General features: G+C 64.5%; 12 protein-coding genes and 2 pseudogenes. 6 read left to right on the top strand and 8 right to left on the bottom strand.

The window, feature by feature from the left end:
* Nucleotides 1-2: 2 nt before the first annotated feature.
* From ASC75_RS10105 to ASC75_RS10070, 8 genes are all read right to left on the bottom strand, one after another.
* Nucleotides 3-1124 (bottom strand): ABC transporter substrate-binding protein, encoded by a 1122-nt coding sequence (locus ASC75_RS10105; RefSeq protein WP_082496504.1) that lies wholly within the window; start codon nucleotides 1122-1124, stop codon nucleotides 3-5.
* Between the two features lie 19 nt (nucleotides 1125-1143).
* Nucleotides 1144-1980, bottom strand: a complete 837-nt coding sequence (locus ASC75_RS10100; protein WP_244487806.1) for a MurR/RpiR family transcriptional regulator — start codon at nucleotides 1978-1980, stop codon at nucleotides 1144-1146.
* A 165-nt stretch (nucleotides 1981-2145) separates the two neighbouring features.
* Nucleotides 2146-2619 carry a hypothetical protein gene (locus ASC75_RS10095; protein WP_055974017.1) on the bottom strand — a complete coding sequence of 158 codons (474 nt, stop codon included), beginning with the start codon at nucleotides 2617-2619 and terminating at the stop codon, nucleotides 2146-2148.
* 24 nt (nucleotides 2620-2643) lie between these two features.
* A complete protein-coding gene (locus tag ASC75_RS10090) occupies nucleotides 2644-3564 on the bottom strand; it encodes an ABC transporter permease (protein ID WP_055974014.1) in 921 nt (306 codons plus the stop codon).
* Complete coding sequence (locus tag ASC75_RS10085; RefSeq protein ID WP_184117368.1) at nucleotides 3564-4631, bottom strand: ABC transporter permease; 1068 nt, start codon at nucleotides 4629-4631, stop codon at nucleotides 3564-3566. The genes ASC75_RS10090 and ASC75_RS10085 overlap by 1 nt, the downstream gene beginning before the upstream one ends.
* Nucleotides 4615-6156 (bottom strand): ABC transporter ATP-binding protein, encoded by a 1542-nt coding sequence (locus ASC75_RS10080; protein WP_055974009.1) that lies wholly within the window; start codon nucleotides 6154-6156, stop codon nucleotides 4615-4617. The genes ASC75_RS10085 and ASC75_RS10080 overlap by 17 nt, the downstream gene beginning before the upstream one ends.
* 87 nt (nucleotides 6157-6243) lie before the next feature.
* Nucleotides 6244-7338, bottom strand: a complete 1095-nt coding sequence (locus ASC75_RS10075; RefSeq protein ID WP_055974005.1) for a BMP family ABC transporter substrate-binding protein — start codon at nucleotides 7336-7338, stop codon at nucleotides 6244-6246.
* Between the two features lie 46 nt (nucleotides 7339-7384).
* Nucleotides 7385-8152 (bottom strand): GntR family transcriptional regulator, encoded by a 768-nt coding sequence (locus tag ASC75_RS10070; protein WP_055974002.1) that lies wholly within the window; start codon nucleotides 8150-8152, stop codon nucleotides 7385-7387.
* Nucleotides 8153-8396: 244 nt separating this feature from the next.
* Between ASC75_RS10070 and ASC75_RS10065 the strand changes: the two genes are divergently transcribed.
* From ASC75_RS10065 to ASC75_RS10040, 6 genes and pseudogenes are all read left to right on the top strand, one after another.
* A complete protein-coding gene (locus ASC75_RS10065; RefSeq protein WP_055973999.1) occupies nucleotides 8397-9263 on the top strand; it encodes an aromatic ring-hydroxylating dioxygenase subunit alpha in 867 nt (288 codons plus the stop codon).
* Nucleotides 9264-9290: 27 nt separating this feature from the next.
* Entirely contained in the window at nucleotides 9291-10196 is a 906-nt protein-coding gene (locus ASC75_RS10060; RefSeq protein WP_055973996.1) for an aromatic ring-hydroxylating dioxygenase subunit alpha, read from the top strand.
* A 36-nt stretch (nucleotides 10197-10232) separates the two neighbouring features.
* Entirely contained in the window at nucleotides 10233-11999 is a 1767-nt protein-coding gene (locus ASC75_RS10055) for a Rieske 2Fe-2S domain-containing protein (RefSeq protein WP_055973994.1), read from the top strand.
* Nucleotides 12000-12010: 11 nt separating this feature from the next.
* Nucleotides 12011-12658, top strand: a complete 648-nt coding sequence (locus ASC75_RS10050; RefSeq protein WP_055973990.1) for a glutathione S-transferase — start codon at nucleotides 12011-12013, stop codon at nucleotides 12656-12658.
* Between the two features lie 61 nt (nucleotides 12659-12719).
* Nucleotides 12720-12962, top strand: a pseudogene (locus ASC75_RS10045) (alcohol dehydrogenase catalytic domain-containing protein); the annotation flags it as partial.
* Nucleotides 12963-13126: 164 nt separating this feature from the next.
* Nucleotides 13127-13992, top strand: a pseudogene (locus ASC75_RS10040) (alcohol dehydrogenase catalytic domain-containing protein); the annotation flags it as partial.

The following is a 13992-nucleotide window of genomic DNA, read 5'->3' as shown; positions in this document are numbered from 1 at the left end:
AGTCATTGCAGCGTCAGCACCAGGTCGGCGATACGCTTGCGGGCGGCGGCAGTCTTCACCGGATCGATGCGCCAGGCCTTGAGGTCCTTGAGCGGTACCGAATCCGGGCTGTCCTTCACCGACGGTCGCACGGCATAGTCGCCCGGCACATTGAAGGGCTCGAAGGCCGGTCCGCCAGTGGCCGAGTCGTCGCCCATCATGAAGTCGATCAGCAACCGAGCCGCAGCCGGGCTCGGTGCCTTGTCGACCAGTGCAAGGACTGCTGGAAACAGAATGCCATTGGAAGGCGCGACGTCGTTGGCAACCTGCAACGCCCAGCCTTCCTTTTCGTTGTCGCGGCGGTCGGAATAGGTGGCGAAACCGACCGGCGGGTTCGCCGTCGTCTTGTCGCCGATGGCCTTGTTGATGGCGTCGCTGTTGGGCACCAGCACGAGGTCGTTGGCGAAGAGGTCGCGGATGAACTGTTCTCCCGCGCCCTCAAGGTCGCTGTCGACGGCGATCGGCTTGCCGAACTGGGCCTCGTAGGCCTTTGCCATGTCGTCGGGCCGCAGCGAGAACTCGACAAGAAGGTCGAGCAGTTCGCCACGTTGCATCGGGTCGACCATCAGCACGCGGCCCTTCCACTCGGGTGTGGTCAGCTGCCAGAGGTTGTTGATCGGCGCGCCATTCGGGTTGGCCGCCTCGTTGTACATCAGGACCTTGGTCGACAGGCGCTGGGTCAGCAGCGGCGTCTTGTGTTCGTCGGCGAGTTCGCCCGCCACGCGCGGCGGGATGTAGGGCACGACGCGGTTGGTCTTGACCAGGTCTTCGTAGACCACGGGCGTGTCGGCGATGTAGAGCACGTCGACGGCGTTGACGCCGGCGGTCTGCTCGGCGACGACGCGGGCGATCTGCTTGACCGAACTCATGTCGACGCCGACGAGGTCGATGCCCGGATAGGCTTCCTCAAATGCCTTCTCGACCTTGGCGATGCGGCTCGACAACGAGAAGACGGTGACCTTGCCTTCCTTCTGCGCGAGCGGCAGCAGTTCGGCCGTGCTCATGGTGTCGAGCTCGGCAGCGCTGGCTGCAAGGGGCAGTATGGCGACCGTTGCAAACAGCGCCCATTTCATCGACTTGAGCATGGTTCCCTCCCAGGTTTTCTCAATCGAATTCGTCGAACAGACCCGATAGCCGCTCCAGGGCACTCATGACGCGGGGCTGGTGGCGGCCGGCGATGGTCAGAAGGATGGCGTTGACGATGGCGAACGGCACCGTCGGTGTCTGGAACTCGCTGCCCGAACGGCCGCGCGGTGCTGCCAGCACCAGGTCGGCCTGTGGCTGCATCATGGTTCCGGCAAGGTCGGTGACCAGCATGGCCTTGGCGCCTTGCGCATGGCAGTGCTCGACAAGCGGCGCGTAGCTGGTCGGCTGCTTGCGGAAGGCGAGCGCCAGGACGAGATCGCCCTCGCGCATGCCGACGACGCGCTCGGCGATGTCGCGGCCGCGGCCCTCGAGCACGATCGGGGTCATGCCGAAGCGGTCGAGCCGGCGGCGCAGGAACTGGGTGATCGACTGGGCGTGGCCCTGGCCGAACAGGAACACCCGCTTCGCCTCGACGATCATGTCGGCGGCGCGGTTGATGCTGTCCTGGGGGACGGCAAGGCGGAGATGTTCGAGCGCCGCGATCTCGGTGCCGATCAGGTCGAGCAGGAAGTCGCCATGCTCGACCTTGGCAACGGAGCGGCGCATGCGCTCGGCGGCATCCTGGCTTTCGACCAGTTCGCGCTGCAGCTGCGAGCGCAGCTCCGGGTAGCCCTTGAAGCCAAGCTTCTGGGCAAGCCGGGTGGTTGCAGCCTCATGCACGCTGGCGCGCTCGGCAAGGCGGGCGCTCGACAGGAAGGCGGCTTCGGCGGCGTTTTCAAGCAGGGCGGAGACGAGTCGCTGGTCGGCCTCGGTGAGGCGGGTCGAATGGCTTTTGATGCGATCCAGCAGCGTCATCATCTTGCATCCACATTGCACTCGACTCTTAGAATGCAAGATATCTTGCAGTCAAGCGCAAAGATTGCAAGATCGACTTTTCTGTCTTGCAGGGGCCATGCGGGAAAAGAAAAGGCGCCCCAAGGGGCGCCGTTTCCCGAGGACGATCAGCCACGCGCGAAGCGGTTATTTGTATTCCAGGTACCCGACGAAACCGGTGATCTTCCAGCGGTCGCCGGCCTTGCGGCAGAAATAGAGCGTCTGCCAGTTCAGCCGATCGTCGCTGCCGTCGGCACGGCGGATGGTGCCGTCAAATTTCTTGCGGGCCACGGCGACGTCGTTCGTGATGTCGATCTGCGTCAACCGCGTGGCACGGAAGATCGCGTCTGCCAGCGGCTCGGCATAGGCGGTGGCGGCCGTCTCCGCCGCCTGGCGCAGCCACTCGTCGCGATAGGTTGCGAGCGAGGGGAAGGCGGCATCCCAGTGGTCGGGGTCGGTCGAGTTGTGGGCGTGGACGCCGAGAAAGCGCTGCTCGTCGAAATCGCCTGCGACTATGGCCCAGTCCTGGCCGACAAACGCTGCGATGTCGCGGCGCACCAGCATCTCCCAGATCGCGGTGCGATCCGGGTCGTTGGGGAAGGGGTTTTCGGCAGGGGGCATGGTGACGTCTCGCGGCCCGGCGACTTATGTCGCCGGACGGAATGGCTTTGCCAGCGATGCCGGGAAGTGCAGGGCGAGCATCTGCCGGTTCTGCGAGATGATGACCAGCACGACGATCGTCGCGAGATAGGGCAAAGCGGAGAGCAGTTCGGAGGGAACCGCAATGCCCAGCGCCTGGCCCTGAAGCTGCAGGATGGTCATGCCGCCGAACAGCCAGGCGCCGAGCAGCACGCGCAGCGGCCGCCAGGTGGCGAAGACCACGAGCGCCAGCGAGATCCAGCCCTTGCCGGCCGTCATGTTTTCGACCCAGAGTGGGGTATAGGCGACCGACAGGTAGGCACCGGCAAGCCCGGCCATCAGCCCGCCGAACAGCACCGCGAGATAGCGGATCCTGATCACCGGATAGCCGATGGCGTGCGCGGTCTCCGGCGACTCACCGATGGTGCGCAGGATCAGCCCGCCCTTGGTGCGGTAGAGGAACCAGCTGATGACGGCGAACATGACGATGGCGAAATAGACCATCGGGTCGAAACGGAAGAACATCGGCCCGATGACGGGGATGTCCGACAGGAACGGGATGCTGATGCGGTCGAGCGCGTCGATCGGAGCGGAGCCGAAATTGCGCCCGAGGAAGGCCGAGACGCCGGAGCCGAAGATGGCGAGGGCCAGGCCGGCGGCATACTGGTTGGTGAGGAACGTCAGCGCCAGCACGCCGAACAGCAGCGAGGCGGCTGCCCCGCCGAGCGCGCCGGCGAGGATCGCCACCGGCATCGGCAAGCCTGCGATGACCGCCCAGAAGGCGAAGGCGGCGCCGATCAGCATCATGCCTTCGATGCCGAGGTTGAGTACGCCGGATTTTTCGACGACGAGTTCGCCGAGGGCCGCGAAGATCAGCGGCGTGGCGGCAATGATGGTGCCGGTGAAGATGGCAATGAACAGGTCCATCAGGCGTGCTCCGGGATGCGGCGAAGTCGATAGAAGATGAAGAAGTCGGCGGCGAGCAGGAAAAACAGCAATATGCCCTGGAAGATTCGCGTCAATGCCGCCGACAGGCCAAGGTTCATCTGCACTGCCTCGCCGCCGAGGAACAGCAGCGACATCAGCAGGCCGCCGAGGACGATGCCGAAGGCATTGAGACGGCCGATGAAGGCGACGATGATCGCGGCGAAGCCGTAACCGGGCGAGATCTGCGGCGACAACTGCCCGAGCGGTCCGGCCACTTCGGCCATGCCGGCAACGCCTGCGGCAGCGCCGCCGGCCAGCAGGCCGATCCAGACGGCCGAGGATTCGCGGAAGCCCGCATAACGTGCCGCCAGGGGGGCGGCGCCGCTGACCGACATCTTGTAGCCGAGGAAGCTGCGGTCGGTGAACAGCCACATCAGGAACACCGCGACCACGGTGATGAAGACCGAGGCGTTGAGCCGGTAGGCATAGTCGAAGGGCTCGAACATCGCAGCGGCAGACAGAAGTGCGGTCTGCGGATAATTGAAACCGGCGGGGTCGCGCCACGGCCCGTGCACCAGCCACGACAGGAGAAGCGTCGCGATATAGGTCAGCATCAGCGTGACCAGGATCTCGTTGGTGTTCATCCGCGCCCTGAGGAAGGCCGGGATGGCGGCCCAGGCCATGCCGCCGCAGGCACCAGCCAGGACCATCAGCGGCAGCAGGATGGGGCTTTCGGGGTTGGGGTAGAACAGGCCGACGCCGCAAGCGGCGATGGCGCCGACGATCAGCTGTCCCTCGGCGCCGATGTTCCAGACATTGGCACGGAAGCCGACGGCCAGGCCGCAGGCGATGAGGATCAGCGGCGACGCCTTGAGCAGCCATTCGGAGAGCCCGTTCAACGAATTGAGCGGAGCGATGAAGAAGGCCTGCAGCGTCGCCAGCGGGTCATAGCCGAGCGCGGCAAACAAAAGCGAGCCGACGACAAGCGTCAGGCCGGTCGCGACGACCGGCGCCGCCACCCGCATCCTGGCGGATGGTTCCGGTCTTTGTTCAATCCTGTACCGCAACTTCGCCTCTCCCGTTGGTTCCGTTGCCGCGGTCGACCCTGGTCATCAGCAGGCCTATCTCCTCGCGGTTGGTTTTTGTTCTGATCAGCGGCGGCGAAACCTGTCCCTGGCAGATGACCAGCAGGCGATCGCAAATCTCGAACAGCTCGTCGAGTTCCTCCGAGATCACCAGCACGGCCGCACCCGAACGGCTGAGATCGACCAGCGTCTGGCGAATGAAGGCTGCCGCGCCGACATCGACGCCCCAGGTCGGCTGGGCGACGAGGAACAGCTTGGGCTGGAGTGCGATCTCGCGGCCGACGATGAACTTCTGCAGGTTGCCGCCCGACAGGCTCTGGGCGCTCGCCTGAGGCCCGTTGGCCTTGACCTTGAAGCGCTCGATGATCTTCGCGGCGAAGCTGTTTGCTCCCTTGCGGTCGACGAGGCCGTTGCGGACGAGCCCGGTGCGGTGGGCGGTCAGCACCGCATTCTGCCACAGCGCATGCGGCGGCACGGCGCCGCGGCCAAGACGTTCTTCCGGCACGAAGGCCATGCCGAGCTTGCGCCGTTCGCTGGCGTTGAGATGGGCGGCAGCCTTGCCGTCGATGTGGATCGTCAGGGCATTGGGATGGGTACGCTCGCCGCTGAGCAGCGAGATCAGCTCGGCCTGGCCATTACCGGAGACGCCGGCAAGGCCGACGATCTCGCCGCCACGCACCTCAAACGAGACGTTCTTCAGCTCGACGCCGTAGCGGTCGCGCGCCGGGGCGGTGAGGCCACGCACTTCGAGCACCGGCTTTTCGCTCGGCACCGAGGGGCTGACGTGCATCTCCGGCAGTTCCGCGCCGACCATCAGCCGTGCCAGTTGGGCGGAGGTGCTTTCCTTGGGCCGTGCCGTGCCCGTCACCTTGCCGTTGCGCAGCACGGTTGCGGTGTCGCAGAGTTCCTGGACCTCGTCGAGCTTGTGGCTGATGTAGACGATGGAGCAGCCTTCGCTGGCGAGCTGGCGCAAGGTGTCGAACAGCTTGACCACCGCCTGTGGCGTCAGCACCGAGGTCGGCTCGTCGAGGATCAGCAGTTTCGGCGCCTGCAACAGGCAACGCACGATCTCGACGCGCTGGCGCTCGCCGACGGAGAGGTCGTGCACGCGGCGGTGCGGATCGATCGGCATGCCGTAGCGGTTCGACAGCTCGGTGATCTGGCGGGCAAGCGCGTCGAGGTCGAAGGTGTTGGAAACGGCCAGCGCGATGTTCTCGACCACGGTCACGGATTCGAACAAAGCGAAGTGCTGATAAACCATCTCGATGCCCAGCGCTCGCGAGGTGGCTGGCGTGTGCGCGGCGATGGGTTTGCCGTCGCAGAAGATTTCGCCGGAATCGGCCTGGGCCGCGCCGTAGATGATCTTCATCAAGGTCGACTTGCCGGCGCCGTTTTCGCCGAGCACCGCATGGATTTCGCCCGGCATGATCGACATCGAGATGTCGTCATTTGCAACGATGCCGGGATAGCTTTTGGTGATGTTGCGCAATTCGAGGCGTGGGGGCATAGCCGGTCCTGCCATTTGGGTTGGACGATGCGCAGCCATAGCCACCGGAGCCTGGGCTCCGGTGGACTTGCTAGCGTGGGGCGGAAATCAGCCGAGCTTGCCGATCATTCCCTTGACGAACCAGTTCATGCCGCGGATGTCGGCATCGGCCAGCACGCTGCCGGCTGCGACCTTGACGTTGCCGTCCTGGTCCTTCAGTTCGCCCGCATAGGGATGGATCTTGCCCGAGCCGATGTCGGCTTCGAGCTGCTTGAGCTTGGCGATGACGTCGGCCGGGATGGCCTCGTTGTAGGGCGCCATCTTGACCACGCCGCCGGCGAGGCCGTCCCAGCGCGATTCCGGCTTCCAGTTGCCTTCGGCCACGCCCTTGGCGGCGCGGACATAGTCGCTCGACCAGTCGAGGGTGAAGGCGGTCAGCTGCTTACCGGAGCCGAACTTAGCCATGTCTGAGGCATAGCCGATCGACCAGGCGCCGCCTTCACCCGCCACCTGCACGCCGGTGGCGGTATCGGTCATCGAGCAGATGACATCGCAGCCCTGCGACAGCAGCGTGTTGGCCGCTTCCTTTTCCTTGCCCGGATCGAACCAGGAATTGAGGAAGATTGCATTGCAGGTGATGTCGGGATTGACGCTCTGGGCGCCGAGCAACAGCGCATTGGCCGGGCCGACGATGTCGGGGATCGGGAAGCCGCCGATGAAGCCGATCTTGCCGGACTTGCTCATATGGGCGCCGGAAGCACCCGCCACGTAGCAGCCTTCATAATATTTGGCTTCGAAGGTGCCGAGATTGGCCAAGTGGACAATGCCCGAGCAATGCTCGAAGGCGACCTTGGGGAAGCGCGGCGCCACTTTCTGCATCGGCGTGCCGTGCGAGAACGAGGTGCCGAAGATCAGCTGGTTGCCGGAGGCGGCGAGTTCGCGGAACACGCGTTCGGCGTCCTGGGGCATGAAGATGTTGTCGATGACGGTCAGCGCGACCTTGTCGCCGAATTCCGCCTTGATGGCATCGACGCCCAGGCTGTGCTGCTTGGTCCAGCCGATGTCGGCGATCGGCGAGACATAGACGACGCCGATCTTGAGTGGCTCCTGGGCGCTGGCGAGGCCAGCCCAGCTGCCGGTGCCGAGTGCCGCGCCGGCAGCGCCGGAATATTGCAGGAATTTGCGTCTGTTGAGATTAAGCATTGTGGTAACCCTCTGTTGGTAGTCGGCGCCCGGCTTCGTGCCGGGTCTATTTAGCGGTGTGGACGTGGGCGTGCGCCCCTGTTCCACCTCTATCTCCCGTCTTTTTTCGTGGCGCAGGCTTCGGCGCTTCGCCGGCCTTGCCGTCGAGATACGGCTCCAGCGCTTCGCGGGGCGTCAGCTCCGGGAACACCTGCCGGTCCATGATGTAGCCGCGCACGACGCTGCGGTGATGTGCATCAATGAGCTCCATCGCCGGCTTGAGCCGGCCCTTTTCGAGCAGTTCGACCACGCGGGCATGGTCGTCGAGCAGGTTGCAGTAGTCGAAATCGGCGGTGATCAGCGACCGGAGCAGCGTGGTGCGGCGCACCAGCTGGGCGTGGATTTCCTGCATCACCTTGTTGCGGCTGAGGCGGACGAAAACGGTGTGGAATTCCTGGCCGAGGACGTCGGCGAGGGCATCGTTGCCCGAGGCAACCGCCTGGCGCTGGCGCTCGACATGCTGGCGCAATTCGGCCCAGCCGGCGGGGCCGAGGCGATCGCTGAGCTGGGCCGCCACGCCCTGTTCGACCAGGGTCAGGGCGTCGTAGATCTCCATCGCGTCCTGCATGCTGGGACGGGCGACGAAGGCGCCGCGATTGCGCTCGATCTGGGCAAGCCCGTCGTCGGCAAGGCGGATCAGCGACTGGCGGATGACAATGCGGCTGACGTCGAAAATCTCGGACAGCTCGCGCTCGCCGAGCTTGCAGCCGGGCACGAGCCGGTGATCGAGGATCGCCCGGGTCAAAATGTCGGCAATCGCCTGCGAGCGGCTCATGCAACTCCCTCCTCCCGCCAGTGCCTTTTTGGCTTCTTGGCGGCCAGCTCCGGTTCGCGCTGCGCCGACGGCGCCGCATATCCCGAGTTACGGTATTCCATATCGGTATTCAATCGGTTCGCGCTGTCAACCAAAATTCTTAACTGGATATGCAATTTCTTATTGATTGATATCCAATCCTGTGTTTCCAATTGAGGCATAAGAGAGCTAGGTTCATGGGGAAGTGCTAGCCAGGGAGGGTGCCATGAGCATAGCAGCCCTTTGTAGCGACAGAGTCCTTCTCAACGACTGGCACGTGGTGGCGGATCTGGCGAACCTGTCCTCGGCCACGGCGTTTCAGACAAGGCTTCTCGGCGTCGATCTTACCATTCGAAGCCACGGCCGATACGACAAGCAGATCATCCGCGAAGACAGCGGCGAGGTCGTCAATTCGACCAAACGCTATGGCTTCCTGTGGGCATGCCTGGGCAAGCCCGAGCGGGACATCGTCTTCGTGCCCGAAGCCGAGGAGGGCGATCGTTATCTCGTCACCGGCGGCTCGATCGCCGTCAAGGTGTCGGGGTTGAGGATGGTTGAGAATTTCCTCGACATGGGACATTTTCCTTTCGTCCACACCGGCTGGCTTGGCGAAGAACCGCATACGGAAGTAGCGCCCTATAAGGTCGAACTGACAGCCGCCGACGAGCTGGTGGCGACCGAATGCCAGTTCTACCAGCCCGTCGCCTCGCCGACGGCTAGGGAAGGCTTCATCGTCGACTACGTCTACAAGGTGATCCGCCCCTACACGGTGGCGCTGTACAAGAGCAATCCGGCGCAGAAAGGTCGGCTCGACGTCATTACCCTGTTCGTCCAGCCGGTCGACGAGGAAAATTGCGTCGCTCATCCCTTCCTCACCTACCTCAAGGAAGGCATCGACGAGGCCGGGATCCGCAGCTTCATGCAGTTGATCTTCGCCCAGGACAAACCGATCCTGGAGAACCAGGTGCCGAGGCGGCTGCCGCTCGATCCGCGTGCCGAAACGCCGATCCGCGCCGATGCCGTGGCCGTGCTGTACCGGCGCTGGTTGCGCGACAAGTCGGTCACCTATGGTGCCATACCGGCGCGGATGTGAAACCGCGCCTTCACTAAGGAAACGCATATGACCAAGACGCGATGCACGGATCAGGTGATCCTCGACCTCTGGCACCCGCTGGCCGCCCTTGCGGAGGTGCGGGCAGGTGTCGTCGTCGATACGGTGCTTCTGGAGGAACGCCTCAGCCTTGCCATCGACGGCAAGGGCAGCGCCGCGGTCTGGCGCGACCGGGCCGATCTTGCCGAGGGCAGCCTGGTGGACGTGGCGGCCGTTGACGGCAAGCTGCCGGTCAAGCTCGCCTATGGTTATATCTGGACGTCGCTCGGCAATCCGCCGGCCGACCTGTTCCCGATACCGGAATTCGACGAGCCCGACCGCCGCAAGCTCAATGCCGCGACCGTCGGCGTGAACGTCTCGGCGCCGCGGGCAATCGAGAATTTCCTCGACATGGGACATTTCCCCTATGTCCACACCGACATCCTCGGCGCCGAACCGCATACCGAGGTGAAGGAATACGACGTCGAGATTTCGGTCGACCGCGACGAGATCCTGGCCACGCGCTGCCGCTTCTTCCAGCCGATGGCCTCGACGACGTCGACCGAGGGCGCCGACGTCGACTACATCTACCGGGTGCCGCATCCCTATTGCTCGGTGCTCTACAAATCGAGCCCGGTCGATGAAAGCCGCCTAGACGTGATCGCCGTGTTCCTGCAGCCGGTCGACCAGGAGCATGTGCGGGCGCACATGATGCTGTGCATCCTCGACGAGGAGAACGAGGACAAGGTCATCAAGCGCTTCCAGCAGACGATCTTCGGGCAGGACAAGCCGATCCTGGAAAACCAGTTCCCGAAACGGTTGCCGCTCGATCCGCGCGCCGAAACACCCATCCGTGCCGACAAGTCGGCGATCGCATACCGCCGCTGGCTCAGTCAGAAGGGTGTGACCTACGGGGTCATTCCCGCCGCTACCTGAGCGCGAGCCGCGCGAAACCCAGTTCTGGAGACAACAATGCTCGATACCGCCAAGACCAGATGGCATCCCGTTGCCGCGACCTATGACCTGCCGTTCCGGCATGTCTTCCATGCCCAGTTGCTCGGCCGCGAGTTCGCCGTCTGGCGTGCCGACGACGGCTACGTCAACGTCTGGGAAAACCGCTGCCTGCACCGTGGCGTGCGCCTGTCCATCGGCATCAACGATGGCCGCGAACTGAAGTGCCAGTACCATGGCTGGCGCTATTCGAACCGTACCGCCGGCTGTACCTACATTCCCGCCCATCCGGCCGACGCGCCGGCGCGCACCATCACCAATCGCACCTTCGCCGCCGTCGAGCGCTACGGCCTCATCTGGTCGGCCGAGGAGCCGCAGGGCGAAGTGCCCGAGTTGCCCGGCCTTGCCGAGGGCGAACTGCTGACCCTGCGCGGCATCCCGGTCAACGCCCCGGCCGACGTCGTTGCGGCCAGGTTGGAGGGCTACCGCTTCCAGCCGAACGGCCGGACCGACGGCAGCGACGCCAAGGTCTCCGTCGAGGCATCGAACGAGTTTTCGGTCGCGCTGCGTGCCGTCGATGGCGAAGCTTCGACGCTGGCCGTGTTCTTCGTCCAGCCGGTCGATTCCAACCGTTCGGTGATCCGCGGCGTCCTCGACGGCAAGGTCGAGGGTGCCGTGCGGCTGGCCGTGCTCCATCACCACAACGACCTCCTGTCGAAGCTGCGCGACATCGCCGAGCACGAGGCCCAGGCACAGCCGGTGCCTGCACCGCTGGAGCCCGTCATCGACCGGGTTTCGCCGGAACTCGCCGAGATGCCGGAAGAGACCAAGCACGGTCGCAAGGCGACGATCCGCGTCGAGGTTGCCAGGAAGTGGCAGGCTGCCGACGGCATCGCCGGCTTCGAGCTTCGGCCGATCAAGGGTCTGTTGCCGACCTTCCAGCCCGGCGCCCATATCGACGTGCATCTGCCCAACGGCCTGATCCGGCAATATTCGATCACCAACGGCCCGGGCGAAAGCGACAGCTATATCATCGGCGTCAAGCTCGAGCGCGACTCCAAGGGCGGCTCGACCTGCCTGCACGAGACGGTGCGCCAGGGCGACGTTCTGGCGATTTCCGAGCCGCGCAACAACTTTCCGCTGCGCCGCGATGCGATGAAGACCATCTTCGTCGCCGGCGGCATCGGCATCACGCCGCTGCTCGCCATGGCCCAGGCGCTCAGCAACCAGAGCCTCAATTTCGAACTGCACTATTTCGCGCAGAACGAGGCGCAGCTTGCCTTCCCGGAGAAGACCGCCTGTCTCGGCACATCGCTCAAGCCGCATCTCGGCCTTTCGCCCGAGCAGACCGGCGCCAGGCTGCGCGAGATCCTGTCCGGCTACAGGTCGGATGCGCATCTCTATCTCTGCGGCCCCGGGCCGATGCTGGAAGCCGCGCGCCATGTCGCCGCCGAGGCCGGCTGGCCGGAAACGGCGGTGCACTTCGAATACTTCAAGAACACCAATGTCATCGACGACAGCTCGAGCTTCGAGGTGGCGCTGGCGCGTTCCTGCGTCACGCTCAAGGTGCCCGCGGGCAGGACCATCCTCGACGTCATGCGTGAAGCCGGCATCGACATGCCGTCGTCTTGCGAGCAGGGCGCCTGCGGCACGTGTCTCGCGACCGTCATCGAAGGCGAACCGGATCACCAGGACGTCTATCTCAACGATGCCGAGCGCAAGTCCGGCACCAAGATCATGACCTGTGTGTCGCGTGCCAAGTCGGCGCGGCTCGTCCTCGACCTCTAGGAGTTTCCCTTGTGATTACGCTCTACGACTACGAACTGTCGGGCAACTGCTACAAGCTGCGCCTGCTGATGGGCATGCTCGGCGTCGACTGGACGACGGTGCCGATCGACTTCTACCCCGGCCGCGAGCATAAGTCGGAATGGTTTCTCAAGATCAACCCGCTCGGGCAACTGCCTGTGATTGAAGACGATGGCCTCGTCTTACGCGACGCCCAGGCGATTCTCGTCTATCTCGCCTCGAAATACGATGCCGCGGGTACCTGGTATCCGCGCGACAGCCCGGCGCTGCTCGGCGAGATCGGCCAGTGGCTGGCCTTCGCCGACGGCATCACCGGCACGGCTTCAGCGGCCCGGTTGCATGACGCGCTGTTCTACGACTTTGACGTCGAGGCGGCCCGTGCCGGCGCCCATCGCCTGTTCCGCATCCTCGATGAGCATCTGTGGTTCGGCGAGCAGGAGGGGCGGCAGTGGATCTGCTCGGCGGCGCATCCGACCATCGCCGACATCGCCTGCTTCCCCTACATCATGCTGTCGGAAGAGGGCGGTGTCCCCAGACAGGACTATCCGGCGATCCGCCGCTGGTGCGATCGTGTCAAGCGCATCAAAGGCTTCACGGTGATGTCGGGGGTGTTCCCCGCCGGACCGGCCAAGGCAGCCTGACCCGTTTTAAGCAATTCCGCCGGCCATCGGTCCGGTAACCGATATTTTGGGAGTGTAAACCATGAAAACCCGCGCCGCAGTTGCCGTCGGAGCCGGAAAGCCGCTCGAGATCATGGAGGTGGACCTCGAGGGTCCGCGCGAGGGCGAGGTGCTCGTCGAGATCAAGGCGACCGGYATCTGCCACACCGACGAGTTCACCCTGTCGGGCGCCGATCCCGAAGGCATCTTCCCGGCGATCCTCGGCCATGAGGGTGCCGGCGTCGTCGTCGATGTCGGCAAGGGCGTGACCTCGCTCAAGAAGGGCCCGAAGATATGGCAGGTCAACGATCCCGACTTCCGCTGGGAAGGCCGGATCGCGCGCGACAAGGNGGCGCCCGTCGAAGAGTAACGAGGACCTGCTGTTCCTTCGTTTTTTCAAGCGCCTCCGCCAATTGCGTCATCTCTTCGGATAGGGCGACAAGCTGCAATGAGGGTCCGCGCGAGGGCGAGGTGCTCGTCGAGATCAAGGCGACCGGYATCTGCCACACCGACGAGTTCACCYTGTCGGGCGCCGATCCCGAAGGCATCTTCCCGGCGATCCTCGGCCATGAGGGTGCCGGCGTCGTCGTCGATGTCGGCAAGGGCGTGACCTCGCTCAAGAAGGGCGACCACGTCATCCCGCTCTACACGCCCGAGTGCCGCTCGTGCCCGTCGTGCCTGTCGCAGAAGACCAACCTRTGCACCGCGATCCGCTCGACGCAGGGCCAGGGCCTGATGCCGGACGGTTCGAGCCGGTTCTCGATCGGCAAGGACAAGATCTTCCACTACATGGGCTGCTCGACMTTYTCGAACTTCACCGTGCTGCCCGAGATCGCRCTSGCCAAGGTCAAYCCCGACGCGCCGTTCGACAAGATCTGCTACATCGGCTGCGGCGTCACCACCGGCATCGGCGCGGTCATCAACACCGCCAARGTCGAGATCGGCGCAACGGCCATCGTCTTCGGCCTCGGCGGCATCGGCCTCAACGTCATCCAGGGCCTGCGTCTCGCCGGTGCCGACATGATCATCGGCGTCGACCTCAACAACGACAAGAAGGAATGGGGCGAGCGTTTCGGCATGACSCATTTCGTCAATCCGAAGGAGGTCGACGGCGACATCGTKCCSTAYCTGGTCAACCTGACCAAGCGCGGCGCCGACCAGATCGGCGGCGCCGACTACACCTTCGACTGCACCGGCAACGTCAAGGTSATGCGCCAGGCGCTGGAAGCCAGCCATCGCGGCTGGGGCCAGTCGATCGTCATCGGCGTTGCGGGCGCCGGCCAGGAGATTTCGACGCGGCCGTTCCAGCTGGTCAC

Origin of the sequence: Aminobacter sp. DSM 101952 (genome assembly GCF_001424795.1) — a bacterium.
In the GTDB taxonomy this organism is placed as follows: domain Bacteria; phylum Pseudomonadota; class Alphaproteobacteria; order Rhizobiales; family Rhizobiaceae; genus Aminobacter; species Aminobacter aganoensis.
Note: the sequence above shows the minus strand (reverse complement) of the source record. Positions and strands in the feature narration are given on the sequence as shown.

What these genes read in the sequence shown, in the direction of transcription:
- ASC75_RS10105 (WP_082496504.1), bottom strand. Translation starts at nt 1,124, where the DNA reads ATGCTCAAGTCGATGAAATGGGCGCTGTTTGCAACGGTCGCCATACTG.
- ASC75_RS10100 (WP_244487806.1), bottom strand. Translation starts at nt 1,980, where the DNA reads ATGACGCTGCTGGATCGCATCAAAAGCCATTCGACCCGCCTCACCGAG.
- ASC75_RS10095 (WP_055974017.1), bottom strand. Translation starts at nt 2,619, where the DNA reads ATGCCCCCTGCCGAAAACCCCTTCCCCAACGACCCGGATCGCACCGCG.
- ASC75_RS10090 (WP_055974014.1), bottom strand. Translation starts at nt 3,564, where the DNA reads ATGGACCTGTTCATTGCCATCTTCACCGGCACCATCATTGCCGCCACG.
- ASC75_RS10080 (WP_055974009.1), bottom strand. Translation starts at nt 6,156, where the DNA reads ATGCCCCCACGCCTCGAATTGCGCAACATCACCAAAAGCTATCCCGGC.
- ASC75_RS10075 (WP_055974005.1), bottom strand. Translation starts at nt 7,338, where the DNA reads ATGCTTAATCTCAACAGACGCAAATTCCTGCAATATTCCGGCGCTGCC.
- ASC75_RS10070 (WP_055974002.1), bottom strand. Translation starts at nt 8,152, where the DNA reads ATGAGCCGCTCGCAGGCGATTGCCGACATTTTGACCCGGGCGATCCTC.
- ASC75_RS10065 (WP_055973999.1), top strand. Translation starts at nt 8,397, where the DNA reads ATGAGCATAGCAGCCCTTTGTAGCGACAGAGTCCTTCTCAACGACTGG.
- ASC75_RS10060 (WP_055973996.1), top strand. Translation starts at nt 9,291, where the DNA reads ATGACCAAGACGCGATGCACGGATCAGGTGATCCTCGACCTCTGGCAC.
- ASC75_RS10055 (WP_055973994.1), top strand. Translation starts at nt 10,233, where the DNA reads ATGCTCGATACCGCCAAGACCAGATGGCATCCCGTTGCCGCGACCTAT.